Below are 24,306 nucleotides of genomic sequence, written 5' to 3' on the forward strand. Positions count from 1 at the left end.
CGACATGGCTTAAAGCAACACTTTCACTGGATGTTCTAAGTGCTTAATTTAGAACACTATTTGTGTCTGGCCTGCTTTGCAAAAACATTCTAAGTACTTGATTTCATTGAAAAAATTTGTAGCAAACCCCTTGCATGCGAAAACTTTCCTGATAAAGTGGGAAAAAGTGCAATTTAGTGGTGAAAAGTGTTTTTCAAAGGTTTTTAACGGTGTTCCAAGGCGCGTCTTCCTTAGCTCTCGATACCAAGGGTCGGCTCTCTGTGCCAACCCGGCATCGTGACGTGCTCAGCGCCACTACAGCCAGCCAGTTGACCCTGACCAAACACCCGCATGGCTGCCTGATGATATTTCCTCGCAATGAGTGGGAGAAGTTCCGCGAGCGGATTGTCGCGCTGCCCATGCAGGCGCAGTGGTGGAAGCGGATTTTTCTGGGCAATGCGATGGATGTCGATATGGACGCCACCGGGCGCGTGCTGGTATCACCCGAGCTGCGCGCGGCCGCTGGCATCAGCAAGGACACGGTGCTGCTCGGCATGGGTGCCTATTTCGAGCTGTGGGATGCCGCCACCTATGCGGCCCAGGAGGCCGAGCAGATGAAGGGCGAGATGCCGGACGTCTTCCGGGACTTCTCGTTTTAGAAAGATGACGGTGCAGGACACATGGACACACCGCACCGTCTTGTTGAACGAAGCCATCGCAGCGCTTCACATCCAACCAGACGGCCACTACATCGACGCGACCTTCGGGCGTGGCGGCCATTCGCGCCTGATCCTGTCGCAGCTGTCCGCTGCCGGCCACCTCACCGCTTTCGACAAGGACCTCGAAGCCATCGCCGAAGCAGGCAGCATTGCCGATGCGCGGTTTTCCATTCGGCACGAGGGTTTCAGCCAGCTGTCTGCCTTGCCAGCGGCAAGCGCGGCGGGAATTTTGCTGGACCTGGGCATCAGCTCCCCACAGATCGACAACCCGGCGCGCGGATTTTCGTTTCGCGGCGACGGACCGCTCGACATGCGCATGGACACAACACGTGGCCAGAGTGTGGCCGAGTGGCTGGCCGATGCAGAGCTGGAGACCATTGCGGAGGTGATTCGTGAATATGGCGAAGAACGGTTTGCTGGGCAGATTGCAAAGGCGATTGATCGTCGCCGACAGGAGCGGGGCCTTATTGGAACCACCGCTGAACTGGCCGAAGTCGTGGCTGGCGCGGTCAAAACCCGCGAGCCGGGCAAGGACCCTGCAACGCGCACATTTCAGGCTTTTCGGATTTTCATCAACGCCGAGCTTGAAGAGCTTCAACAGGCGCTAGATGCTTCGCTCAAGGTGTTGCAACCGGGAGGCCGTCTGGTGGTGATCAGTTTTCATTCGCTGGAAGACCGCATTGTCAAGCAATTCATCGCCGAGCATTCGCGCGAGGTCTATGACCGCCGCGCTCCTTTTGCCGCCCCCAAACCGATGCGGCTGAAAGCGCTGGAGCGTGTCAAGCCTGGTGCCGATGAAGTCGCCGCCAATCCGCGCTCGCGCAGCGCGGTCATGCGCAGCGCCGAGCGCACCGACGTGCCCGTCCAGGCGGTCACGCAGCGTTATCCGGGGGCTTCAACATGACGCGCCTGAACCTGGTGCTGCTTTTGGCCGTTTTGTTCAGTGCGCTGTACCTGGTGCACACGCAGTACGAATCGCGCCGGCTGTTTGTAGAGCTTGAAAAGACAGCGGCGCTGAGCCGGCAGCTGGAAGCCGACAAGGAGCGCCTTCAGGTCGATAGACGCGCACAGGCCACGCCGTTGCGGGTGGAACAGATTTCCCGGGAACGCCTGCAGATGCGCAGCGCCACACCGGCGATCACGCAATACGTCACCTACAAGGCCGTGCCTGCGGAGGCCACCCGTGAGTAGAAGTGTGCGTTACACCTCCAGCCCCTTGCTGGCCAGCAGAACGCCGGTCTGGCGCAGCAAGCTGATCGTGGCGGGCATTGCCCTGGCCTTTGCCGGGCTCGCCGGCCGCGCTCTATTTGTGCAGGTGGTGGGCAATGACTTCTTCCAGCGCCAGGGCGAGGTGCGCTTTGCGCGCACGCTGGAGTTGCCGGCCAACCGGGGCCGTATCCTGGACCGCAACGGTCTGATTCTGGCGTCCAGCGTGCCGGCGCCCAGCATCTGGGCCATTCCGGAAGATGTGGACGCCAGCAAGGCCGAGCTGGCCGAACTTGCCCGCCTGCTGCAGATGCCGCTGCCTGAGCTGACCAGAAAACTCGCCGATGAAGACAAGAATTTTGTCTGGATCAAACGTCAGGTCGATGAGTCAGTCGGCCAGAAAATCCAGGCCATGGGCCTCAAGGGCATTTACCAGCGCAAGGAGTACCGGCGCCAGTACCCGGAGGGCGAAGCCGCTGCGCATGTGGTCGGATTCACCAATGTCGAAGACCGGGGCCAGGAGGGGATGGAGCTGGCGTTCAATCAGGAACTGGGCGGGCGTGCCGGCTCGCGCCGCGTGATCAAGGACAGGCTGGGCCGGGTGGTTGAGGACGTGCGTGAGCAGGTACCCCCGGTGGACGGTCAGGACCTGCAGTTGTCCATCGACAGCAAGATACAGTTTTTTGCCTATCAGAAGTTGCGTGATGCGGTGCTGCTGCACAAGGCGAAGGCAGGCAGCGTGGTGGTGCTTGACAGCATCAGCGGTGAGGTGCTCGCCTTGGCGAACTACCCCAGCTTCTCACCCGAAAAGCGTCAGAACCTCAGTGGCGCGCAATTGAGAAACCGCGCCCTGACGGACACCTTTGAGCCGGGCTCGACCGTGAAGCCATTGGTCATTGCGCTGGCTCTGCAAAAGGGACTGGCCAAACCGGAGAGCCTCATTCAGACGGCGCCGGGCCGCATGACGATAGGCGGTTCGACTATTTCCGATGCGCATCCCCAAGGCCTGCTGACGGTCAACCAGGTGATCCAGAAATCAAGCAATGTGGGCACGGTCAAACTGGCCATGCAGATGCAGCCACGCGAGATGTGGGAGATGTACACCCAGGTGGGTTTTGGCGCCAAACCGCAAGTACCCTTCCCGGGAGCGGTCAGTGGCCGGCTGCGCGCCCACAAGACGTGGCGACCGATCGAGCAGGCGACGATGAGTTACGGCTACGGCCTGTCCACATCCCTGTTTCAGCTGGCACATGCTTACAGCATTTTTGCGCGGGACGGCGAACTGGTGCCTGTGAGCATGCTGAAAACCGAAGAGCCCGCCGTAGGGGTGCGTGTCATCAGCGAGAAAAATGCCCAGGCCGTGCGTCACATGCTGCACCTGGTGACCGGCCCGGGAGGCACCGCACCCAAAGCCCAGACCATGGGGTATTCGGTCGGTGGCAAAACCGGTACCGCCCACAAGCAGGAGGGCAAGGGCTACGCCGATAAAAAGTACCGGGGATTTTTTGTTGGCATTGCGCCGACGGAGAAGCCGCGCATTGTGGTCGCCGTGATGATCGACGAGCCCACTGGTGGCAAATATTTTGGCGGTGACGTGGCCGCGCCGGTTTTCAGTGAAACCGTGCAGCAGACACTGCGCATGATGGGCTTGCCGCCGGACATGGCCGTCAAGCCACAGATCGTGACCAGGCCGGTGGAGGAGTCGTTCTGATGGAGCGCCTGCAAACACCTGAGCAGGCAGCGCGCTGGCTGCGCCAGCAGGTGCGTGGCAATCTTTGGGCCGACAGCCGCAAGGTCGGTGACGGTGACGGCTTTATTGCCTGGCCGGGCGCTGCCACCGACGCCCGCCAGTATGTGCCGCAGGTGCTGGCCGCAGGTGCCCGCGCCTGCCTGGTGGAGCAGTCTGGCGCCGAAGCTTTCGGATTTTCCGACGCGCGTGTGGCAGCTTACAACGGCCTGAAAGCCGCCACCGCGCCTATCGCTGCAGCCTACTTTGAGCACCCGAGCCGACAGCTGGATGTGCTGGCCGTCACTGGTACCAATGGCAAGACCTCGACCGCCTGGTGGCTGGCCCAGGTGCTGGGCAAGCTTGGCAAGCCCTGTGGCGTGGTCGGCACACTGGGCATGGGCCTGCCTGGGGCCATGGTCTTCAACGGACTGACCACACCCGATCCGGTGCTGCTGCAGCAGCAGCTCAGGCGCTGGGTTGATCAAGGTTTTGCCGCGTGTGCGCTGGAAGCCTCCTCGATCGGGATCGTCGAAAACCGGCTGGACGCCACTGCGATCCGGGTGGCGATATTCACCAATTTCACGCAGGACCACCTCGACTACCACCACAACATGCAGGCGTATTGGGCTGCCAAAGCCAGCCTGTTCGGCTGGCCCGGTTTGCAAGCTGCCGTGATCAATACCGATGATTCGCATGGCGAAGCACTCGCCGACTCGCTGCGCGACTCGGACCTGGATGTGTGGACCGTGTCCTGCCTGGCGCCCGCACGTCTGCAGGCCAGGGCCATAACCCATGGCCAGGACAGCCTGTCGTTTGAGGTATGGGAGGGCGATGAATGCCACCGGATTTCGACCGCGTTGGTGGGGCAATACAACGTCTCCAACCTGCTCGGCGTGATGGCTGCCTTGCGTGCCCTCGGCTTGCCTTTGCAGCAGGGGGTCCAGGCCTGTGCCGATCTGCTGCCGGTACCCGGGCGCATGGACAGCATTGCGCAGCCAGGCCAGCCGCGGGTGGTGATCGACTATGCCCACACACCGGATGCACTGGAAAAAGTGCTGGCCGCACTCAGACCCCTGGCTACAGGCCGTGGCGGAAAACTCTGGTGTGTTTTTGGGTGTGGCGGGGAGCGTGATGCCAGCAAGCGTCCGCTGATGGCAGCCGCGGCGCAGCAAGCCGCGGACCGTGTGGTCGTTACCAGCGACAACCCGCGCGGCGAAGATCCGCACGCCATCATTGACCAGATTTTGCAGGGGCTCAGCCGCAATGAAGCGGTGCTGGTGGAGGCGGACCGCGCGCTGGCCATTGCCCAGGCGGTACGTCAGGCGTGCACTGCTGATGTGGTGCTGATTGCCGGCAAGGGCCACGAAAATTACCAGGATATCGCTGGCATCAAGCGCCCGTTTTCCGACAAGGCACAGGCTGAGGCGGCGCTGCTTGCGCGTGCCGGCGGACAGTCGGCATCGGGAGGTGGGGCATGATGACTCTGCAGCAAGCCCAGTTGTGCCTGCCGGGTGCCGGGCTGATCGGCGATGGGGCGCTGGAATTCGAGCGTGTGCACACCGACACCCGCAGCCTGCAGGCTGGCGACCTGTTTGTGGCACTCAAGGGGGAGCGTTTTGACGCGCATGATTTTCTTGCCCAGGCCCGGAAACAGGGGGCGGTAGCCGCCTTGGCGCAGCATGGCCTGAGTGCCGATCTTCCCGGCTTGCTGGTAGCCGACTCCAGACTGGCACTGGGCCAGCTTGCCGCCGCCTGGCGGGCCCGCTTCAGCCTGCCGCTGATTGCGGTGACAGGCAGCAACGGTAAAACCACAGTCACGCAAATGATCGCGTCCATCCTGCGCGCCTGGAAGCAGGATGCGGCTTTTGCGACGCAGGGCAATTTCAACAACGACATCGGCGTACCACTGACCTTGCTGCGCCTGCGCGCCAGTCACCAGGTCGGTGTGGTGGAGCTGGGCATGAACCACCCTGGTGAAATTGCCTATCTGGCCGCTATGACCCAGGCCACGGTGGCGCTGGTTAACAACGCGCAGCGCGAACACCTCGAGTTCATGGCCACAGTGGAGGCGGTGGCCCGCGAGAACGGTGCCGTCATTGAAGCGCTGCCAGCCTCGGGTGTGGCGGTTTTTCCGGCTGACGATGTGTATGCGCCGCTCTGGCGGGCCGCCGCCGGGGCACGCCCTGTGCTGAATTTTGCTGCCGAGGGCGCTGCCGATGTGACGGCCTCGTTCCAGTGGAGCGACATGGCATGGCAGGTTCAGGCCCGCAGCCCGGAGGGTACGTTCAGTTTTTCATTGCAGCTTGCTGGGCGCCACAACGTCAAAAATGCGCTGGCAGCGGCTGCCTGCGCACTGGCTGCAGGTGTTCCCCTGAGCGCGATTGCATCCGGCCTGTCGGACTTCTCGCCAGTCAAAGGTCGTTCCCGCGCCCTGCAACTGCTTTCGTCCGGTCGCAAGATCACCTTGATCGACGACAGCTACAACGCCAACCCGGACTCGGTGCGTGCCGCTATCGATGTGCTGGCAGAAATGCCGGGGCCACGCCTGCTGGTGCTGGGCGACATGGGGGAGGTTGGCGATCAGGGGCCGGCCTTTCACACAGAGATGGGCCTGTATGCGCGCGAGCGCGGCATCGAGTTGCTGTTCACCCTGGGCCCGCAGTCGGTGTACGCCGCGCAGGTTTTTGGCGAGGCGCGTTCTTTCGGTGAGGACATGGCTGCGCTGCAGGCTGCGGCTCTTTCCGCGCTGCCGGGACTGGGCAGCGTGCTGGTCAAGGGTTCACGCTTCATGAAGATGGAGCGGGTGGTGGAGGCTTTGATCGCCAGCGCGCAAGACCAAGAACATAGCAAGGAACAGACACATGCTGCTTAGCCTGGCCCAATGGCTGCAAACCCTGACGCCCGAGTTCGGCTATTTCAGGGTGTTCCAGTACCTGACCTTTCGCGCCGTGATGGCTGCGATGACCGCCTTGCTGATCGGCTTGATTGCCGGGCCTTTTGTCATCCGCCGCCTGATCAGCCTGAAGATAGGCCAGCCGATCCGAGAGTACGCGATGCAGACGCATCTGAGCAAAAGCGGCACACCCACCATGGGTGGCGTGCTGGTGTTGCTGGCCATCGGTATCTCTACGCTGCTGTGGTTTGACCTGAGCAACCGTTTCGTCTGGATCGTACTGATTGTCACGCTCGGTTTCGGTGCCATCGGCTGGGCCGACGACTGGCGCAAGGTGGTGCATAAAGATCCGGAAGGCATGCGCTCACGCGAAAAATATTTCTGGCAGTCGGTGATTGGCCTGCTGGCCGCGTTGTACCTGGTGTTCAGCATTTCGGAAAGCTCCAACCTGCGGGTGCTGGAGCTGTTTTTCAGCTGGGTGCAGTCGGGTTTTGATGTGAATCTGCCGCCCAAGGCCGGACTGCAGCTGCCTTTCTTCAAGGAAGTTTCCTACCCGCTGGGTGTGTTTGGTTTTGTACTGCTGACTTACCTGGTGATCGTGGGCTCCAGCAATGCAGTGAATTTGACCGATGGCCTGGACGGCCTGGCGATCATGCCGGTGGTGATGGTCGGATCGGCGCTCGGCGTGTTCGCCTATGTGACGGGCAGCGCGGTGTATTCGAAGTACCTGTTTTTCCCGCACATCCCGGGCGCCGGTGAGTTGCTGATTTTCTGCTCGGCCATGGCCGGTGCCGGTCTTGCCTTCCTGTGGTTCAACACGCATCCGGCGCAGGTCTTCATGGGTGACGTCGGCGCGCTGGCGCTGGGTGCCGCGCTGGGCACGATTGCGGTGATCGTGCGCCAGGAAATCGTGCTGGCCATCATGGGCGGCATTTTTGTGGTCGAAGCGATGTCGGTGATGTTGCAGGTGGCCTATTTCAAATACACCCGCATGCGTTACGGCGAAGGACGGCGTCTTTTCCGGATGGCGCCGCTGCACCATCATTTTGAGAAAAGCGGCTGGAAGGAAACGCAGGTGGTTGTTCGTTTCTGGATCATCACCATGCTGCTGTGCCTGATCGGCCTGTCCACCCTGAAGCTGCGATGACTCCTGAAGAACCCGTCAACCCCGGCGATCTGCCCGCACAGTCTCCCCCAGAGCTGACGCGGGTGCCCTTGCCCGGGCCTGATTCGGCACCGGCGGCAGACGATGGTCAGACTGGCCGCGGAGTGGCTGGCAAGGCGGGTGCCCGGCCTTTGCCCGAATCGCTGACGGCTGCGCGCGATGCCGCTGCGTTTGTGGCCCAGCTGTTTGCCGAGGTGAGCGCGCCCGAGCAGGCTGTAGCGCCTGTCGCCGCTCTGGAAGGGCCGCCAACAGCTGAGGCGACTGCACAGGGTGGCCATGAAGAAGAGCTGCCTGAGGGCGCCGACGCCGGCGTGACGGTGTCATCGCCGTTGCAGGGACAACACGTGCTCGTGTTGGGTCTGGGTGCTTCGGGCCTGGCCATGGCGCGCTGGTGCGTGCGCCAGGGCGCGCGTGTCACGGTGGCCGATACCCGCGAGGCCCCTCCCCAACTGGACCGGCTGCGGATCGATCTGCCGCAAACAGACTTTCGGGCCGGTGACCTGGCGGCTGGGCTGATTGAGGGGCGCGACGTCCGCGCGGTTTTCCGCAGTCCGGGCCTGTCTCCAGAGGTGGTGGCCCAGGTATGGCAGGCGGCCAAGGCCATCGGTTTGTCGGTCGGCGGAGAGCTGGACCTGTTTGCAGCGGCCCTGCGGGAGCTCCAGGCCGAACGCGGCTATGCGCCGAAGGTAGTAGCGATCACCGGTACCAATGGCAAAACGACTACTACGGCTTTGACCGGTCAGTTGGTCGCCCATGCAGGCAAGACCGTGGCGGTGGCGGGCAACATCGGCCCCAGCCTGCTCGACACGCTGGCCGCGCACATCGATGCGGGGACGCTGCCCGAGGTCTGGGTGCTGGAGCTGTCCAGCTTCCAGCTCGACGGTGTGCAGGGCTTCGAGCCCACTGCCGCGACCGTTCTGAACCTGACACAGGACCATCTGGACTGGCATGGCGACATGCAGGCCTACGGGGCGGCCAAGGCGCGTATCTTCGGCAGCAAGGCCCTGCTGGTGCTCAATCGCGATGATCCTGCGGTGATGGCCATGTTGCCGGAACCCAAGCGGGTCAAACTGCAGAAGCCGCAGTGGCGCGAGTACGTGAGTTTTGGCCTGGGGATGCCGCAGCGCCCTGGTGATTTCGGTATTGAAACCGTCAATGGCATGGCCTGGCTGGTACGTGCTGCCGAAGCTGATGAGACGGTGAAGCGTCGCAAGGACGAAGAGGTGGTGCTGTACATCCAGCGCCTGATGCCGGTAGAGGCCATGCGCCTGCGCGGACGCCACAACGCCACCAATGCGCTGGCTGCGCTGGCGCTGGCCAGCGCCGTGGGCGGCACCATGGCGTCCATGTTGCATGGCCTGCGTGACTACGCGGGCGAGCCGCACCGCGTCACCCCCGTGGCGGTGGTCAACGACGTCGAGTACTTCGACGACAGCAAGGGCACCAATGTCGGCGCCACGGTGGCTGCGCTGACCGGCCTGGGCGCCGAGCGCAAGCTGGTGCTCATCGCCGGTGGGGATGGCAAGGGGCAGGACTTTTCACCGCTGGCCGGGCCGGTACGCACCTACGCCCGGGCTGTGGTCCTGATCGGGCGGGATGCGCCACAAATCCGCGCTGCGCTACAAGGCACAGGCGTACACCTTCTCGACGCCGACTCCATGCAGGCGGCGGTTGTACTGGCCGCCGCGCAGGCGCAAACCGGCGATGCGGTGCTGATGTCACCAGCCTGCGCAAGTTTTGACATGTTCGACAACTATGGCCACCGGGCGCAGGTGTTTTGTGCTGCGGTCCAGCTGCTGGCGCATGGCGCGGGGGTCATCGCATGAGCATGGTCCAGCGTCTTTTTGGCTGGTTCGCCGGGGCCGGTGCGGTGGCTGACGGGCTGCCCGTGCGGCTCGGGGGGCAGGGCGCCTCACGTTCGGCCACGACTCCTGTGCGCCTGTCGGGAGTGGACCAGGCGCTGATCTGGGTCACCGTCGCCCTGCTGGCGTGGGGCCTGGTGATGGTGTATTCCGCCTCGATTGCGATGCCGGACAACCCGAAGTTTGCGCGTTATGCCCACACCCACTTTCTGCTGCGCCACGCCATGTCGCTCGGCGTCGCTTTTGCCGTCGCCCTGCTGACCTTCCAGGTGCCGGTTTCGACCTGGGAAAAACTGGCGCCCTGGTTGTTTGTGGCCTCGCTGGTGCTGCTGATCCTGGTGTTGTTTCCGTTTATTGGCAAAGGTGTCAACGGTGCGCGCCGCTGGATTTCCCTGGGTTTCATGAACTTCCAGCCTTCTGAACTCGCCAAGTTTGCGGTGCTGCTGTATGCGGCCGACTACATGGTGCGCAAGATGGAAGTCAAGGAGCGCTTTTTCCGCGCGGTCATGCCGATGGCTGTGGCCATTGGTATTGTGGGCTTGCTGCTGCTGGCCGAGCCGGACATGGGCGCTTTCATGGTCATCTCGGTGATTGCCATGGGCATCCTGTTTCTGGGCGGTGTCAACGCCCGCATGTTTTTTGTGATCGCGACCGTGGTGGTGATTGCGTTCGCCCTGATGGTCATGCTCAGCGACTGGCGGCGCGAGCGGATTTTTGCCTACCTCGATCCCTGGAGCGAAAAATACGCCCTCGGCAAGGGCTACCAGCTTTCACACTCACTGATTGCCTTCGGGCGCGGTGAGATTTTCGGTGTGGGGCTGGGCGGCAGCATCGAAAAACTCCATTGGTTGCCAGAGGCGCACACCGATTTCTTGCTGGCGGTGATTGGCGAAGAGTTCGGCTTTCTGGGCGTGCTCTGCGTGATTGGCGCCTTCATGTGGATGACACGCCGCATCATGCACATCGGCCGCCAGTCGATTGCGCTGGACCGCCTGTTTGCCGGTCTGGTGGCGCAGGGCGTTGGCATCTGGATCGGTTTTCAGGCCTTCATCAACATGGGTGTGAACCTGGGCGCTTTGCCAACCAAGGGCCTGACCTTGCCACTCATGAGTTACGGCGGGTCGGCGATTTTGATGAACCTGATTTCGCTGGCGGTGGTTCTTCGAATTGACTACGAGAATAGATTGCTCATGAGAGGGGGGCGACCATGAGCTACCTGGCGCGGGGCCCCATCGAGATGGGGATCGACAGTAAAGCCAATGGGATGCGTTGCCGACGCCTGATCGTGCGGGCTGCGCAGCAGTGCCGGAGGCAACTGGGATGAACAAATGCGCTCTCATCATGGCCGGCGGCACGGGCGGCCACATCTTTCCAGGGCTGGCCGTGGCCGAGGCCCTGCGTGAGCGGGGCTGGCGTGTGCACTGGCTGGGCGGCAAGGGGACGCCCGATCATCCAAGCATGGAAAGCCAGCTGGTGCCGCCGCGTGGTTTTGCTTTTGAAACCATTGATTTCTCTGGCGTGCGCGGCAAAGGGCCAGTCACGCTGGCCTTTCTGCCCCTGCGCCTGCTCAAGGCCTTCTGGCAGAGCGTCCAGGTGATACGCCGCGTCAAGCCCGACGTGGTCGTGGGCCTCGGTGGCTACATCGCGTTTCCAGCTGGCCTGATGAGTGTGCTGCTGGGCAAGCCGCTGGTGCTGCATGAGCAGAACTCAGTGGCTGGCATGGTCAATAAAGTGCTGGCCGGTGTGGCTGACCGTGTATTTACCGCTTTCCCGGACGTACTGAAAAATGCAAAGTGGGTGGGCAACCCGCTGCGCCCGGCCTTTACGCAGCAGCCTGAGCCGGCTGCCCGGTTTGCGAACCGCACCGGCCCCCTGCGATTGCTGGTGGTCGGCGGCAGCCTGGGCGCGCAGGCGCTGAACCGCATCGTGCCGCAGGCCTTGGCCCTGATCCCCGAGGCGCAGCGCCCCCATGTGCTGCACCAGAGTGGCGCCCGACAGATTGAAGAGCTGCGCGAGAACTACCGCGCCGCAGGCGTACCTGCCGAGCTGACGCCATTCATCGATGACACCGCCAGTGCTTTTGCCGAGGCCGATCTGATTGTCTGTCGCGCCGGCGCGAGCACGGTGACAGAAATCGCGGCGGTGGGCGCGGCGGCACTGTTTGTTCCTTTTCCAGCAGCGGTGGACGATCACCAGACCAGCAACGCCGCATTTCTGGTGCAGGGCGGCGCAGGCTGGCTGATGCCACAGGCAGAGCTGACAGCCAATTCCCTTTCCGAAATGCTACAAAAAACAGAGCGGTCTGCGCTGTTGGAACGTGCGCTGCAGGCCAAAACAATGCAAAAACTAGACGCCACTGCAGAAGTGGTGGCGGCCTGCGAGGAGCTGGCGTCATGAAACACGCGATCAAGAACATTCACTTCATTGGCCTGGGCGGCTCCGGCATGTCGGGCATTGCCGAGGTGCTGCACAACCTGGGTTATGTGATCTCCGGCTCGGACCTGTCCGACAGCGCCACGCTGCGCCGCCTCGCCGGCCTGGGCATCAAGACCTTTGTGGGCCACGCAGCCGACAACCTGGCCAGTGTCGATGCCGTGGTCACATCAACTGCGGTAAAAGCCGACAACCCCGAGGTACTGGCGGCCCGCGAGAAGCGCATCCCCGTCGTACCGCGCGCACTGATGCTGGCTGAGCTGATGCGCCTCAAGCAGGGCATTGCCATCGCGGGTACCCACGGCAAAACCACCACGACCAGTCTGGTTGCCAGTGTGCTGGCCGAAGGCGGGCTGGACCCCACCTTTGTCATCGGCGGGCGCCTGAACAGCGCCGGTGCCAATGCCAAGCTGGGGTCTGGCGACTACATCGTGGTCGAGGCCGATGAGTCGGATGCGTCCTTCCTCAACCTGCTGCCGGTGATGGCGGTGGTCACCAACATCGACGCCGACCACATGGAGACCTACGGCCACGACTTTGGCAACCTGAAAAAAGCCTTTGTCGACTTTTTGCACCGCATGCCTTTCTACGGCACGGCGATTTTGTGCACCGACGATGCGGCCGTGCGAGACATCTTGCCGCAGGTGTCCTGCCCCATCACCAGCTACGGTTTTGGCGAGGAGGCGCAGGTGCGCGCGGTGGATGTGAAAGCGGTCGGCGGCCAGATGTTTTTCACGGTGCAGCGGCGCAACGGCGTCACCCTGCCGGACCTGCCGGTGGTGCTCAATCTGCCGGGAGAACACAACGTGCTCAACGCCCTGTCGGCGATTGCCGTGGCGGTGGAACTCAATATTCCAGACGCTGCCGTTCAAAAAGCGCTGGCGGAGTTCAAAGGTGTCGGGCGCCGCTTTCAGCATTACGGCGATGTGCAGGCCCCGTCTGGCGGCAGCTTCACGGTGATTGACGATTACGGCCACCATCCGGTGGAGATGGCAGCCACGCTGGCGGCAGCGCGTGGCGCCTATCCGGGACGGCGCCTGGTGCTGGCCTTCCAGCCGCACCGCTTCACCCGCACGCGCGATTGTTTTGAAGATTTTGTCAAAGTGATAGGGCTGGCCGACAGTGTGTTGCTGTCCGAGGTTTACGCTGCGGGCGAGGCGCCGATTGTGGCGGCCGATGGCCGGTCCCTGGCGCGTGCCCTGCGTGTCGCCGGCAAGGTGGAGCCCGTGTTCGTTGATGACATTGACGCCATGCCCCAGGCGATTGCCGACAACGCACTGGACGGCGATGTGGTCCTGTGTATGGGGGCTGGCACGATTGGCGGCGTGCCTGGCAAGGTGGTTGAGCTGCTACAAAAATCACAGCGTGTTGCGCAGAAGGGGAAAGGGCTGTGAGCCAGATTGACTCTCAATTCGGCAAAGTGGCGGTGCTGCTGGGCGGGCAGTCGGCCGAACGCGAGGTTTCGTTGATGTCGGGCCAGGGTGTATTGCAGGCGCTGCGTTCGCGCGGCGTTGATGCGCACGCTTTTGATCCGGCAGAGCGCGACCTCGGCGAACTCAAGCGCGAAAAGTTTGAGCGTTGCTTCATTGCCCTGCATGGCCGTTTTGGCGAAGACGGCACGGTCCAGGGCGCGCTGGAGCTGATGGGGATTCCCTACACTGGCTCTGGCGTGATGGCCTCCAGCATCGCCATCGACAAGGTCATGACCAAGCGCGTCTGGCTGGCAGAGGGCTTGCCGACGCCCAAATACATCCTGCTGCGCCGCGGTGCGTTTGACCGCCAGCAGGTCGTTGCGGTGCCCGACCAGCTGGGTTTGCCGGTGATCGTCAAGCCCGCGCGCGAAGGCTCGTCCATCGGTGTGGTGAAAGTGGCCGGTTATTCCGGCATGACAGACGCGGTGGATCAGGCAGCAGCTCTGGATGCCGATGTGCTTTGCGAACAGTTCATCGAAGGCGATGAAGTGACCTGCCCGGTGCTGGGCAGCGGCGAAGGCGCGCGGGCCCTGCCGGTGATTCGCATCGTGGCGCCTGAGGGCAACTACGACTACCAGAACAAATACTTCACCGACACCACCCAGTACGTGGTGCCCTGCGGTCTGCCGTCCGGCGAGGAAGAGGCGATTCAGGCGATCGTGCTCAAGGCCTACCGCGTGCTCGGTTGCAGGGGCTGGGGCCGCGTCGATGTGATGATTGATGGCAAAACCCGCAAACCCTACCTGCTTGAGATCAATACCTCGCCGGGCATGACGGGACATTCGCTGGTGCCGATGTCAGCGCGTGCCGCCGGCATCAGTTATGAAGACCTGTGCGTGGAACTGCTGCGCACGGCCAGCCTGGACCACCGCCCCGCCACTGGAGGCACTGCGTGAACCAGGCCCTGCCCACACCGTTGGACGTCAAGCTCATGAACACCACCTCGCTGGTGCTAACGCTGGTGTTTGTGGGCATGTTGCTGACGCTTGGGGTGTCCTGGTTGCTGCAACAAAACCTCTTCCGGCTTACCGCCATACGGGTGGGTGGCGATCTGGGCCACAACAACGCGGTCACGCTGCGCGCCAACGTGGTCCCCAAACTCAGTGGCAATTTTTTCACCGTTGATCTGGCCCGGACGCAAACCGCGTTCGAGGCTGTGCCCTGGGTGCGCAAGGCCGTGGTGCAGCGCGAGTTCCCCAATCGGCTGCGGGTGGTGTTGCAGGAACACCAGGCGATCGCTTTCTGGGGACAGGAGGGTGACGCCCGCCTGGTGAACAGTTACGGCGAGGTTTTCGAGGCCAACCAGGGCGACGTCGAGTCCGACGACTTGCCCCTGCTCAACGGTCCGCAGGGACAAGCCGGACTGGTGGTGCAGGGCTACCGACTGCTGGCGCCAGTGTTTGAAAGGATCGACCGCCGGCTGGAGCAGCTGGAGCTGACCCCGCGTGGCGGCTGGCGCGCCCGGCTGGAAGACGGGGTGGTGATCGAGCTCGGTCTGGGCTCGCTTGACGACATCGTCAGCCGCGCGCAGCGATTTGTCGCCACGCTGACACAGGTAGCCAGCAAATTTGGCCGGAACCTGGAGTCGGCCGATTTGCGTTACAGCAACGGCTATGCATTGAAGCTGAGGGGCGTCACAACCACGGGCTTGGGCGGCAAAGAGGACAGGAAAGAAAAAAGGTAAAGATATGGCCAAGGAATACAAAGATCTGGTGGTGGGGCTGGACATCGGGACCAGCAAGGTCATGGCGGTGGTGGCCGAGGTGCTGCCCGGCGGCGAGCTCAAGCTGGCGGGGCTGGGTATCGCGTACAGCAACGGGCTCAAGCGCGGGGTGGTGGTCAACATCGACGCCACCGTGCAGAGCATCCAGCAGGCGCTGAAAGAGGCCGAGCTGATGGCCGACTGCAAGATCGCGCGCGTCTATACCGGCATCACCGGCAGCCACATACGCGGCATCAACTCCAGCGGTATGGTGGCCGTGAAAGACAAGGAAGTCACACAGGCCGACGTGGCGCGGGTCATTGAGACCGCCAAGGCCATCAACATCTCCACCGATCAGCGCCTGCTGCTGGTCGAGCCGCAGGAGTTTGTGATTGACGGCCAGGACGTGCGCGAGCCGATTGGCATGAGCGGCATCCGGCTGGAGGCCAAGGTGCACATCGTTACCGGCGCACAAAGCGCGGCCGAGAACATCATCAAGTGTGTGCGCCGCTGCGGCCTCGAGGTCGACCAGCTGATGCTCAACCCGCTGGCCTCCAGTTTGTCGGTGCTCAGCCGCGACGAGCAGGAGCTGGGCGTGGCGCTGGTCGATATCGGTGCCGGCACCACCGATGTGGCGATTTTCACCGGTGGTGCGATTCGCCACACGGCGGTGATACCGATTGCAGGCGACCTGATCACCAGCGACATCGCGATGGCGCTTCGCACACCGACCAAGGACGCCGAAGACATCAAGGTTGAAAGCGGCTTTGCCAAGCAATTGCTGGCGGACCCTGATCAACAGGTTGAAGTACCGGGGCTGGGCGACCGTGGTCCGCGCATGCTGAGCAAGCAGGCGCTGGCCGGCGTGATAGAGCCCCGTATCGAAGAAATTTTCTCGCTGGTGCAGCAGGTCATCCGGGAGTCCGGCTACGAGGAAGTGTTGTCCTCCGGCATTGTCATCACCGGGGGCAGCGCCGTCATGCCGGGCATGGTGGAGCTCGGTGAAGACATTTTTCTCAAACCGGTCAGGCGTGGCATTCCACGTTACTCCAGCGCGTTGTCCGACATGGTGGCCCAGCCGCGTGCCGCCACCGTCATGGGCCTGCTGGAAGAAGCCCGGCTGGCACGCATGCGCGGCCATCGGGTGTCGCAGAAGGCAGGCAGCGTGCACAACGCTTTTGGTCGGGTCAAGGACTGGTTTGTGGGGAACTTCTGATGAAAAACTTCATTGACTTTATCCGGCGGACTTCACGTTGCAGACACTCGGGGGGTGCAGACCCCCCGGCATGAGTTTTTTGTTTCTTGAGGCGTTCTTACAAAAATTTTAGGCAACTGCAAATTCACTGACAGGAGGCTCACATGAGCATCGAAATGATTGAAATCGAAGAGTTCAACCAGGGCACACAGATCAAGGTGATCGGTGTTGGTGGCGGTGGCGGCAACGCTGTTGAACACATGATTGAGCGCAACGTCCAGGGTGTGGAGTTCATCTGCGCCAACACCGATGCGCAGGCATTGGGCCGTGGCAGCGCGCACAAACAGATCCAGCTCGGCGGCAGCGGGCTGGGGGCGGGTAGCAAGCCGGAAAAAGGCCGCGACGCCGCCGAACTGGCGGTGGACGACATCCGCGAGGCGATTGCCGGCGCGCACATGTTATTCATCACCGCCGGCATGGGTGGTGGTACCGGCACCGGCGCCGCTCCGGTGATTGCACGTATCGCCAAGGAGATGGGCATTCTCACGGTCGGTGTGGTGACCAAGCCTTTTGAGTTTGAAGGCGGACGCCGCATGACCAATGCCGACCTCGGCCTGGCAGAACTCGAAGCCAACGTCGATTCGCTGATTGTGGTGCTCAACGAAAAGCTGCTCGAAGTGCTTGGCGACGACGTGACGCAGGACGAAGCCTTTGCCCATGCCAACGATGTGCTGAAAAATGCCGTTGGAGGCATTGCAGAGATCATCAATGTGCCCGGTCACGTCAACGTTGACTTCGAAGACGTGCGCACCGTGATGGGCGAGCCCGGCAAGGCCATGATGGGCACGGCCCGCGCCAACGGCCCGGACCGCGCGCGTATTGCCGCCGAACAGGCGGTGGCCTGCCCGCTGCTTGAAGGCATCGACCTGTCGGGTGCCAAGGGCGTGTTGGTACTGATCAGCGCGGCCAAGGGTTCGCTCAAGCTCAACGAGTCCAAGCTGGCAATGAACACCATCCGTGCTTATGCTTCGCCGGATGCACATGTGATTTACGGCACTGCTTATGACGATGACCTGGGTGAGGACATCCGTGTCACGGTAGTGGCTACCGGCCTGAGCCGCCAGGGGGCGCGCCGCCATGCACCGCCACTGCAGGTGCTGCGCACTGGCACCGACAACATGCCGGTGCTGAACATGGCAGTCGGTAGCGGCACCGTCAGCGGCGCGCATCCGGGCGGCAGCAGCATGGGTTCGGCCCAGCCGGATTACGGCAACATGTCGGTCCCCAGCGTCTGGCGCACCAACCGCACGCAAGCAGCGGCCAAGGTCGATGCGCTGGCATCGGGCGGCATGGACGACTTCGAGATTCCGGCGTTTCTGCGAAAACAAGCCGACTGAGTTTGTGGTTGAGGCGTCACGCTGCGTCCCCGGCTCGCTTTGGGCAGTAGGCCTAACTCCCCACTCCCACCCCTAGCCCCTCCCTCGCCCCGCTGGGCGATGGAGGGGGACTTCATTTGGCCGCGTGCGCTGCGCTCGCGTGCAAACATGACGGTCTGTTGGGATTCCCGCGCAGGAAGCGCAACGCGCTTCTTGCACTCTGGATGGGAATTCGGTATGCGGAAGTTTGTATTTTGTTTTTGCCCCCCACCCGTCGGGCTGGGCCGAGGAGCGCAGGTCAAAGCGGACCAGGGCTCGCGATTGTCTGAGGCGAAGCCGAGTTCGAGCGAGACCCCGCTTTTACCGAGCACCGCAGGGTGCCCGCAGCGAAGCGAAGGGTCCCAGACCATCGGGTCGCCTTTTCTTTTGCTTACTTTTCTTTTGGCGACGCAAAAGAAAAGTGAGTTGCCGCCGGGCAACCCCCGGCAAGCAGGCGAACCACAAACGTTGAAGGTAAGGACTGCTTCCAAACCTGATTCCCCGTGCTTTACCAACGCTTCATCCATGCCCACTAAAATGGCCCCATGCTCCAGCAACGTACCCTCAAATCCCTGACCAAGGCGGTTGGTGTCGGCCTGCACAGCGGCCAGCGGGTCGAGTTGACCTTGCGGCCTGCGGCGCCTGATACGGGAATTGTGTTCAGGCGGGTCGATCTGCCGCAACCGGTAGATATCCCCATTTCTGCACAGGCGGTGACCGATACACGTCTGGCTTCGACCATCTCCAGCGGCGGCGCCAAGGTGCACACGGTTGAACACCTGATGTCCGCCTGCGCGGGGCTTGGCATTGACAACCTTTATGTGGACATCACGGCGGAAGAGGTGCCCATCCTCGACGGCTCGGCCTCGTCTTTTGTATTTTTGCTGCAATCGGCGGGCATTGCGCTGCAGGCCGCGCCCAAACGTTTTATCCGTGTGCTCAAACCGGTGGAGGTACGTGAAGGGCAGGGCGCTTCTGAAAAATGGGCGCGCTTGACGCCCTACAACGGGTACAAGCTGGGGTTTGAAATTGACTTTGATCACCCGGCGGTTGATTCGACCGGCCAGCGCGTGGAGTTTGACATGGGCAGCGGCTCCTACAGCCGGGACATTGCGCGTGCGCGAACCTTTGGCTTCACCAAGGATGTCGAGATGATGCGTGCCAACGGGCTGGCCCTGGGCGGCGGTCTGGACAACGCCATCGTGATGGACGACTACAAGGTGCTCAATACCGACGGCCTGCGTTACAACGACGAATTCGTCAAACACAAGATCCTCGACGCCATGGGCGACCTGCACCTGCTCGGCAAACCGCTGCTGGCGGCCTACAGCGCCTTTCGCTCTGGCCATGCGCTGAACAACAAGCTGCTGCGTGAGCTCCTGTCACATTCCGATGCCTATGAGGTAGTCACTTTTGAAGACGAAGAGAAAGCGCCCCAAGGTTTTGCGCAGCTGGCGCGGGCTTGGTAGGACACGGAGCGCGGGGCGAGGATCGCGCGAGGCGTAAGCTCGGCGAAGCGAAGCCGTCGAGCGCGATCATGGTGCGCCGACGCTGCTTGCTACGCAACGCGGACGCTTTGGCGCACCCCCGCTAGCGGGGATCGACCAGCGGAGGGGCCGGCGAGCGTTTCGGGCTCGATGCCCGAAACGAGAGATCACGGACACCCATCATGGCCATTTTTCGCATTGTCATTTTCCTGTTGCTTGCTGCAGCCGGGGTGTCCTTCGCGCTGTTCGCGTTGACATCGAACCCGCGTTACAAACGCGCCGGTCTCAGGATTCTTGCGGGCACCCTGATTGCGGCCTTCATCTTTTTCGCCATCCTGATCGCCGACCAGCTGGCCTGAGACCTGGAACATCTAGTCAGTGGTGCCGCCCGTCCTTGAAAGACGCGGTGGACTTGCGGCCCAGTGTGGCCGCCCTTGCCAGAATCGCCGCCGATCCACCCACGTGTGCATGGGTGATGGCCAGTCCCAGTGCGTCGGCCGCGTCCTTGCCCGGCAAAGCGGGCAGCCTCAAGAGGCGTTTGACCATCTCCTGCACCTCCGGTTTGCCGGCTTTGCCGTAACCAGCGACGGCTTTTTTCATCTGTAGCGGCGTGTATTCAGCCACCTCGATGTTGCAACTGACCAATGCCGTGACGCACGCGCCGCGCGCCTGCCCCAACATCAGTGTGGCCTGGGGATTGACGTTGACAAACACAATCTCGCAGGCCGAGCAGTCCGGGCTGTAGCGGGCGCTGATTTCGCAAATGCCGTCGAACAACGCCTTCAGGCGCGCCGGCAGGTTGCCGGTATCGAGGTGGGTGGTCTTGATGGTGCCGCTGGCTACGTAGGCGAGCAACGGCCCGTCCACATCGATCACACCAAAACCGGTGATCTGCAAGCCAGGATCAATCCCCAGGATTCTCATCTGCTATCCATTTTGTAGCTGCTTGCGCACGCCGGTATTGAGCTAGAGGCCAAAATACCACCGAACCGAGTGAAAAAACACGGGTGCGGCGAAACACAGGGCATCGACCCGGTCGAGCAGGCCGCTGGCACCGGTGACCGACTTGCCTTCGCTGCCCCAGTTGGTGATACCGCGGTCGCGCTTGAGGGCTTTCATCACCAGGTGGCCCAGCGAACCGGCCACACAGGCGATCAGGGCCATGGCCACCGCCTGGGCTGGCTTGAACGGGGTCAGCCCCGACATCAGACCGCCTACAAAGCCGCCGACCGCCAGGCCGATGAGCCAGCTGCTCCAGTGAAAGGTCTTGCTGACCTGGGGCGCTGTGGGCGGTCGGGGCCACCGGCGCGCCGCAAGGTGTTGCACCAGCATGCCGGTCTGCACCACGAACACCAGGAAGAAGACCAGAAAGGCGTTTTTTCCGCTGTAGCGCGGAAAGTCCAGCAACAGCAGGGCCGGCACATGGCTCATGCCATAAACACAGACCATGATGCCCCACTGCAATTTGGCATTGCGCTCCAGAAAGCGTTGCGGGTCGTTGGCCAGCGCGCTGACCACCGGAATGGCAAGAAACACATACACCGGGATAAACACCGTGACCAGATCAAAATGCTCCGTGATCACCAGCCAGAACTGCGCAGGCAGCACCACAAAAAACGCCAGCACGAGGCTGCGGTGGTCGCCGTGGCGCGTGGGTGAAAGCGTGATGAATTCGCGCAGCGCAAAAAACGCCACCAGCGCAAACAGCAGGGTGGCCACGGTGTCGCCGAGTGCCCAGCCCACCCAGAACACGGTACACATGATCCAGGAGGTATTGAGCAGGCTGCTGAGCTCGCGGATGTCCTGGGTACGCTCTTCGTTGTCGCCGTCGTCGCGCAAGGACATGACCAGGGCCGCAATGCTGGCAGCAATCAGCAAGCCGAAGATCATCACAAACAGCAGGCCGACCTGGTGTGAGGGGCTGAGGTTGCGCAGAAAGCTGCTCATCAGGTATCCCTTAGCGACATCACGGCCTGCCGTGCGCGCACCAGAAAGGCGCTGCGCTCTTCGCTGTCACCCAGCGCAATGGGGGCGCCAAAAGTGACCGAACACAAAATCGGCACGGGGACCACTTCGCCCTTGGGCATCACGCGCTGCACGTTGTTGATCCACGCCGGAACCAGCACCACTTGCGGAAATTTGGTGGCGAGGTTGTACAGCCCCGACTTGAAGGCCTGCGGCTCTTCCTGGTTGCCGCGTGTGCCTTCTGGAAACAAAATGATGGAGTCGCCGTTTTGCAGCGCATCCATCAGGGGCTCCAGCGGGTCCTGATCACCGGTTTTGGCGCGGTCCACGTAAATTGCATTAAAAACTGCGGTGGTGATCCATTGCTTGAACGGGGTTTTGGTCCAGTAGTCCTTGGCTGCAATCGGCCGCGTGATGCTTCGCAATTCGCTGGGCAGCGCTGCCCACATCAGCACCAGATCGGCATGGCTTTGGTGGTTCGCAAAATAAATGCGCTGCTCGGCCTTGGGCGGGCAACCTTGCCAGCGCGCCTGCGCGCCGGTCAGCGCACGGATCAGGCCCAGCAGAAAAAGGCCCATCAGGCGCGCCAGCAGCCGGGACAGCTCCGGGTTGTTCATGGCACCTCCACCCCGCTCATGCGGGCTGCAATGGTGGCGGCCCGGGAGGCGAGGTAGCCCGAGCCCGGGCGTGTTTCAAAATACTTGGGGCGCGGCAGCATGACGGCCAGGCGCGCGGCTTCGTAGGCACTGAGTTTGGCGGCGGGTTTGCGGTAGTAGTGCTGGGCCGCCGCTTCGGCGCCAAACACACCTTCGCCCCATTCGACATTGTTCAGGTAAATCTCCAGAATGCGCTGTTTGCTCAGCAGGGCTTCCAGCAGCAGTGTCAGCAGCAACTCCTGGCCCTTGCGCATCAGTGTGCGCTCTCCGGACAGAAACAGGTTTTTGGCGAGTTGCTGCGTGATGGTGGAGCCACCCACAATTTTTGGTGGTTTGGCCGCTGCCTTTGCGCTGCCCGCCGGTGCGGCCTTGCTGCCGAGCCGGCTGGCGGCTTTTTCGGCGCGCTCTTCCGCCTGGGTGTTTTTCTCCCACGCTTTTTCAAGCGCTTCCAGGTCCACACCTTCGTGCTCCACAAACGTGGCGTCTTCGGACGCGATCACGGCTTTCTTCAGGTGGTCGGAAATTGCGGTGTAGGGCACCCATTGCTGGCGCCAGGGGAGTGCGCCTTTTTCAGTCGCGACGCGGTAAATTTCCGAGCGCTGGAAGGCGGTGGATTGCGGATCGAGCACCACCATCATTGCGATGCGGCCCGCAAAATACAGCTGCACTGCCAGGCCTGCCAACAAGGCCAACACGATCCAGCGCAGCGCGGCTTTCATGCGCCGGCCCCGCGCATTTCCTGCAGCACCTGCGCCGACGGCGGGCGTACCCCGCGCCAGAACAAAAAGGACTCTGCCGCCTGTTCCACCAGCATGCCCAGGCCATCGCGCGGCGCGGCCCCCAGCGCGCCGGCCCAGTCCATAAAACCCCGGGCAGCCGGGCCGTACATCATGTCGTAAGCCAGCGCGCCGGGCTTGATCAGGCCTGGCGCCAGCGTGATCGCGCTACTACTGAGGCTGCTGGCGGTGGCGTTCACAATGACATCAAAATCACCCTCCAGCCCTTGCAGCTCTTGCGCAAGCAGCTCTGTTTTTTGTAGCAATATCCGAAGCGACGGGTGTCTGGCGTGGCGCGCCACCAGCTCGGCAGCTCGCGCATGGGTACGGTTGGCAAGCACAACGCGGCGCGGGCCGGCTGCCAGCAGGGGCCCCAGCACCCCGGCCGCGGCGCCGCCCGCACCCAGCAGCAACAGATCGCACCCCGCCAGCCTGACGCCGGCGTTGTTCTGGATGTCGTTGACCAGGCCCACGCCATCGGTGTTGTCTGCCTCTATTCCGGCACTGCTGAAGCGCAAGGTGTTGGCCGCCTGGGCCAGCTGCGCGCGGTCGGTGGCTGTGCTGGACAGCTGGAAGGCTTCGAATTTGAAAGGTACGGTCACATTGCAGCCGCTGGCGCCGCCCGCCATCCAGTGCCGCAGCGTGAGCGCGAAACCGTCCAGCGGAACCAGCAGCCTGCCATAGTCCATGGACTGCCCGGTCAGTTCGGCAAAACGCGCGTGAATAGCGGGGGAGCGGCTGTGTGCCACCGGGTTGCCGAGAACGCCATAGTGATCCATAAGTGCTGATCAGCGCTCAGTGAGCCGCGTTTCCAGGGTTTCGTCGCGATTGAACTTGAAACGCGAGACCACCACAATCTGGTCGGCCTTGCGTCGCATGGCCTGGTTGAAGGGCTCGAACGGTCCGCTGCTGCGCGCAATACTTTGTGCGCGCCGGTCCAGGGTCAGGCTGCCCGAAGTTTCCGCCACTTCGGTGGACAGCACCCGGCCATCGAAGTTGACGGTGATGATCATGGTGAGTTCGCCGTAGAGCTTTTTGCCCGCCTGTTCGGGAAAGTTCACTGTTCCCTTTTCTTCAATCTTGCGACGCAGAGTGTCGTAGTACACCGCATAGACTTCTTCGCGCGTGGCCGGGCTGATGTAACGCTTCTTCGGCCTGGCATTTTCCTCGTTGATACGCCGCTCGATCTCGGCCAGTATCTTGACCAGTTGTTTGCGTTTTTCCTCACGCTCCAGTTGCGCTGGATCCCGGGCGGCTACCTTGGGGTCCGGCGGCGGCATGCTCGCCAGCTGCTTCTTGATTTGTGCCAGCAGCAAGGTTTGCTGCTCTTGCATGGCCTCCACTTTGCGCCGCGCATCTTCACTGGCGTCGCCGAGTTCGGTCAGGGCCGAGGGCGGCAGCGGGCTGGTGGCGCGGCCTTTTTCCAGCTCACCGCCGCCAGCCAGCGAGGTTTGGGCGATGGCTTTGGCCTGCTCCGGGCGCTCGTTTGACTTGGCGTTGACCAGAATCACTTCCAGCGGCGTGTCCTGAAAAATGCGGTTGAAGCGTTCCGGATCGACAAAACGCACGGTCAGCAAAACCGCGTGGATGGCGACCGATACGCCCAGGGCAATTTGCAGGGTGCTGGTGGACTTCACAGGAAAAGATTATCA

The 24,306-nt window shown here is 62.4% G+C and carries 23 protein-coding genes; 17 read left to right on the top strand and 6 right to left on the bottom strand.

Annotated features, from left to right (window positions below; genetic code table 11):
• Positions 1-209: 209 nt before the first annotated feature.
• The 17 genes from mraZ (at position 210) to Q8L50_RS17645 (ending at position 19,616) form a co-directional block, all read left to right on the top strand.
• Entirely contained in the window at positions 210-638 is a 429-nt protein-coding gene (gene mraZ / locus Q8L50_RS17565; RefSeq protein WP_305349955.1) for a division/cell wall cluster transcriptional repressor MraZ, read from the top strand.
• 4 nt (positions 639-642) lie between these two features.
• On the top strand, positions 643-1,602 hold the full coding sequence (rsmH, locus tag Q8L50_RS17570) for a 16S rRNA (cytosine(1402)-N(4))-methyltransferase RsmH (RefSeq protein WP_370869832.1): 960 nt from the start codon (positions 643-645) through the stop codon (positions 1,600-1,602).
• Entirely contained in the window at positions 1,599-1,889 is a 291-nt protein-coding gene (gene ftsL, locus Q8L50_RS17575; protein WP_305349925.1) for a cell division protein FtsL, read from the top strand. Before rsmH ends, ftsL begins: the two co-directional genes overlap by 4 nt.
• The gene (locus Q8L50_RS17580) at positions 1,882-3,615 is read left to right on the top strand and encodes a penicillin-binding protein 2 (RefSeq protein WP_305349926.1); all 1,734 of its coding nucleotides are present in this window, start codon (positions 1,882-1,884) and stop codon (positions 3,613-3,615) included. The genes ftsL and Q8L50_RS17580 overlap by 8 nt, the downstream gene beginning before the upstream one ends.
• A complete protein-coding gene (locus Q8L50_RS17585) occupies positions 3,615-5,111 on the top strand; it encodes a UDP-N-acetylmuramoyl-L-alanyl-D-glutamate--2,6-diaminopimelate ligase (protein WP_305349927.1) in 1,497 nt (498 codons plus the stop codon). Before Q8L50_RS17580 ends, Q8L50_RS17585 begins: the two co-directional genes overlap by 1 nt.
• The gene (murF, locus tag Q8L50_RS17590; RefSeq protein ID WP_305349928.1) at positions 5,108-6,505 is read left to right on the top strand and encodes a UDP-N-acetylmuramoyl-tripeptide--D-alanyl-D-alanine ligase; all 1,398 of its coding nucleotides are present in this window, start codon (positions 5,108-5,110) and stop codon (positions 6,503-6,505) included. Before Q8L50_RS17585 ends, murF begins: the two co-directional genes overlap by 4 nt.
• Positions 6,495-7,673, top strand: a complete 1,179-nt coding sequence (gene mraY, locus Q8L50_RS17595; protein WP_305349929.1) for a phospho-N-acetylmuramoyl-pentapeptide-transferase — start codon at positions 6,495-6,497, stop codon at positions 7,671-7,673. The genes murF and mraY overlap by 11 nt, the downstream gene beginning before the upstream one ends.
• Positions 7,670-9,517 carry a UDP-N-acetylmuramoyl-L-alanine--D-glutamate ligase gene (gene murD, locus Q8L50_RS17600; RefSeq protein ID WP_305349930.1) on the top strand — a complete coding sequence of 616 codons (1,848 nt, stop codon included), beginning with the start codon at positions 7,670-7,672 and terminating at the stop codon, positions 9,515-9,517. Before mraY ends, murD begins: the two co-directional genes overlap by 4 nt.
• On the top strand, positions 9,514-10,764 hold the full coding sequence (gene ftsW, locus Q8L50_RS17605) for a putative lipid II flippase FtsW (protein ID WP_305349931.1): 1,251 nt from the start codon (positions 9,514-9,516) through the stop codon (positions 10,762-10,764). Before murD ends, ftsW begins: the two co-directional genes overlap by 4 nt.
• Positions 10,765-10,873: 109 nt before the next feature.
• Positions 10,874-11,950 (top strand): undecaprenyldiphospho-muramoylpentapeptide beta-N-acetylglucosaminyltransferase, encoded by a 1,077-nt coding sequence (gene murG, locus Q8L50_RS17610; RefSeq protein WP_305349932.1) that lies wholly within the window; start codon positions 10,874-10,876, stop codon positions 11,948-11,950.
• Complete coding sequence (murC, locus tag Q8L50_RS17615) at positions 11,947-13,380, top strand: UDP-N-acetylmuramate--L-alanine ligase (protein ID WP_305349933.1); 1,434 nt, start codon at positions 11,947-11,949, stop codon at positions 13,378-13,380. The genes murG and murC overlap by 4 nt, the downstream gene beginning before the upstream one ends.
• Positions 13,377-14,354 carry a D-alanine--D-alanine ligase gene (locus tag Q8L50_RS17620; RefSeq protein ID WP_305349934.1) on the top strand — a complete coding sequence of 326 codons (978 nt, stop codon included), beginning with the start codon at positions 13,377-13,379 and terminating at the stop codon, positions 14,352-14,354. The genes murC and Q8L50_RS17620 overlap by 4 nt, the downstream gene beginning before the upstream one ends.
• A complete protein-coding gene (locus Q8L50_RS17625) occupies positions 14,351-15,142 on the top strand; it encodes a cell division protein FtsQ/DivIB (protein WP_305349935.1) in 792 nt (263 codons plus the stop codon). Before Q8L50_RS17620 ends, Q8L50_RS17625 begins: the two co-directional genes overlap by 4 nt.
• 4 nt (positions 15,143-15,146) lie before the next feature.
• Positions 15,147-16,376, top strand: a complete 1,230-nt coding sequence (gene ftsA, locus Q8L50_RS17630) for a cell division protein FtsA (protein WP_305349936.1) — start codon at positions 15,147-15,149, stop codon at positions 16,374-16,376.
• A gap of 143 nt (positions 16,377-16,519) precedes the next feature.
• Entirely contained in the window at positions 16,520-17,752 is a 1,233-nt protein-coding gene (gene ftsZ / locus Q8L50_RS17635; RefSeq protein ID WP_305349937.1) for a cell division protein FtsZ, read from the top strand.
• A gap of 563 nt (positions 17,753-18,315) precedes the next feature.
• Positions 18,316-19,239 (top strand): UDP-3-O-acyl-N-acetylglucosamine deacetylase, encoded by a 924-nt coding sequence (lpxC, locus tag Q8L50_RS17640; protein WP_305349938.1) that lies wholly within the window; start codon positions 18,316-18,318, stop codon positions 19,237-19,239.
• Positions 19,240-19,439: 200 nt separating this feature from the next.
• Positions 19,440-19,616 carry a hypothetical protein gene (locus Q8L50_RS17645; protein ID WP_305349939.1) on the top strand — a complete coding sequence of 59 codons (177 nt, stop codon included), beginning with the start codon at positions 19,440-19,442 and terminating at the stop codon, positions 19,614-19,616.
• Between the two features lie 16 nt (positions 19,617-19,632).
• Here the strand turns inward: Q8L50_RS17645 and ruvC are convergent, their stop codons facing one another.
• Genes ruvC through Q8L50_RS17675 form a run of 6 tightly spaced genes read right to left on the bottom strand, consistent with a single transcriptional unit; the run spans position 19,633 to position 24,291 of the window.
• Entirely contained in the window at positions 19,633-20,181 is a 549-nt protein-coding gene (gene ruvC / locus Q8L50_RS17650) for a crossover junction endodeoxyribonuclease RuvC (RefSeq protein ID WP_305349940.1), read from the bottom strand.
• A 42-nt stretch (positions 20,182-20,223) separates the two neighbouring features.
• A complete protein-coding gene (locus tag Q8L50_RS17655) occupies positions 20,224-21,204 on the bottom strand; it encodes a phosphatidate cytidylyltransferase (RefSeq protein WP_305349941.1) in 981 nt (326 codons plus the stop codon).
• Positions 21,204-21,839: a 1-acyl-sn-glycerol-3-phosphate acyltransferase gene (locus tag Q8L50_RS17660; RefSeq protein ID WP_305349942.1), complete on the bottom strand. Its 636-nt coding sequence runs from the start codon at positions 21,837-21,839 to the stop codon at positions 21,204-21,206. Before Q8L50_RS17660 ends, Q8L50_RS17655 begins: the two co-directional genes overlap by 1 nt.
• Entirely contained in the window at positions 21,836-22,597 is a 762-nt protein-coding gene (locus tag Q8L50_RS17665; RefSeq protein WP_305349943.1) for a transglycosylase domain-containing protein, read from the bottom strand. The genes Q8L50_RS17660 and Q8L50_RS17665 overlap by 4 nt, the downstream gene beginning before the upstream one ends.
• A complete protein-coding gene (gene aroE, locus Q8L50_RS17670; RefSeq protein ID WP_305349944.1) occupies positions 22,594-23,433 on the bottom strand; it encodes a shikimate dehydrogenase in 840 nt (279 codons plus the stop codon). Before aroE ends, Q8L50_RS17665 begins: the two co-directional genes overlap by 4 nt.
• Positions 23,434-23,442: 9 nt before the next feature.
• The gene (locus Q8L50_RS17675; protein ID WP_305349945.1) at positions 23,443-24,291 is read right to left on the bottom strand and encodes an energy transducer TonB; all 849 of its coding nucleotides are present in this window, start codon (positions 24,289-24,291) and stop codon (positions 23,443-23,445) included.
• Positions 24,292-24,306 lie beyond the last annotated feature (15 nt).

Source organism: Polaromonas sp. (assembly GCF_030680935.1).
In the GTDB taxonomy this organism is placed as follows: Bacteria; Pseudomonadota; Gammaproteobacteria; order Burkholderiales; family Burkholderiaceae_C; genus Polaromonas.

Bases quoted from the DNA above. Each gene is read 5' to 3' on its own strand.
- rsmH (WP_370869832.1), top strand. From the start codon at position 643: ATGACGGTGCAGGACACATGGACACACCGCACCGTCTTGTTGAACGAA.
- ftsL (WP_305349925.1), top strand. From the start codon at position 1,599: ATGACGCGCCTGAACCTGGTGCTGCTTTTGGCCGTTTTGTTCAGTGCG.
- Q8L50_RS17585 (WP_305349927.1), top strand. From the start codon at position 3,615: ATGGAGCGCCTGCAAACACCTGAGCAGGCAGCGCGCTGGCTGCGCCAG.
- murF (WP_305349928.1), top strand. From the start codon at position 5,108: ATGATGACTCTGCAGCAAGCCCAGTTGTGCCTGCCGGGTGCCGGGCTG.
- mraY (WP_305349929.1), top strand. From the start codon at position 6,495: ATGCTGCTTAGCCTGGCCCAATGGCTGCAAACCCTGACGCCCGAGTTC.
- murD (WP_305349930.1), top strand. From the start codon at position 7,670: ATGACTCCTGAAGAACCCGTCAACCCCGGCGATCTGCCCGCACAGTCT.
- ftsW (WP_305349931.1), top strand. From the start codon at position 9,514: ATGAGCATGGTCCAGCGTCTTTTTGGCTGGTTCGCCGGGGCCGGTGCG.
- murG (WP_305349932.1), top strand. From the start codon at position 10,874: ATGAACAAATGCGCTCTCATCATGGCCGGCGGCACGGGCGGCCACATC.
- murC (WP_305349933.1), top strand. From the start codon at position 11,947: ATGAAACACGCGATCAAGAACATTCACTTCATTGGCCTGGGCGGCTCC.
- ftsA (WP_305349936.1), top strand. From the start codon at position 15,147: ATGGCCAAGGAATACAAAGATCTGGTGGTGGGGCTGGACATCGGGACC.
- ftsZ (WP_305349937.1), top strand. From the start codon at position 16,520: ATGAGCATCGAAATGATTGAAATCGAAGAGTTCAACCAGGGCACACAG.
- lpxC (WP_305349938.1), top strand. From the start codon at position 18,316: ATGCTCCAGCAACGTACCCTCAAATCCCTGACCAAGGCGGTTGGTGTC.
- Q8L50_RS17645 (WP_305349939.1), top strand. From the start codon at position 19,440: ATGGCCATTTTTCGCATTGTCATTTTCCTGTTGCTTGCTGCAGCCGGG.
- ruvC (WP_305349940.1), bottom strand. From the start codon at position 20,181: ATGAGAATCCTGGGGATTGATCCTGGCTTGCAGATCACCGGTTTTGGT.
- Q8L50_RS17655 (WP_305349941.1), bottom strand. From the start codon at position 21,204: ATGAGCAGCTTTCTGCGCAACCTCAGCCCCTCACACCAGGTCGGCCTG.
- Q8L50_RS17660 (WP_305349942.1), bottom strand. From the start codon at position 21,839: ATGAACAACCCGGAGCTGTCCCGGCTGCTGGCGCGCCTGATGGGCCTT.
- Q8L50_RS17665 (WP_305349943.1), bottom strand. From the start codon at position 22,597: ATGAAAGCCGCGCTGCGCTGGATCGTGTTGGCCTTGTTGGCAGGCCTG.
- aroE (WP_305349944.1), bottom strand. From the start codon at position 23,433: ATGGATCACTATGGCGTTCTCGGCAACCCGGTGGCACACAGCCGCTCC.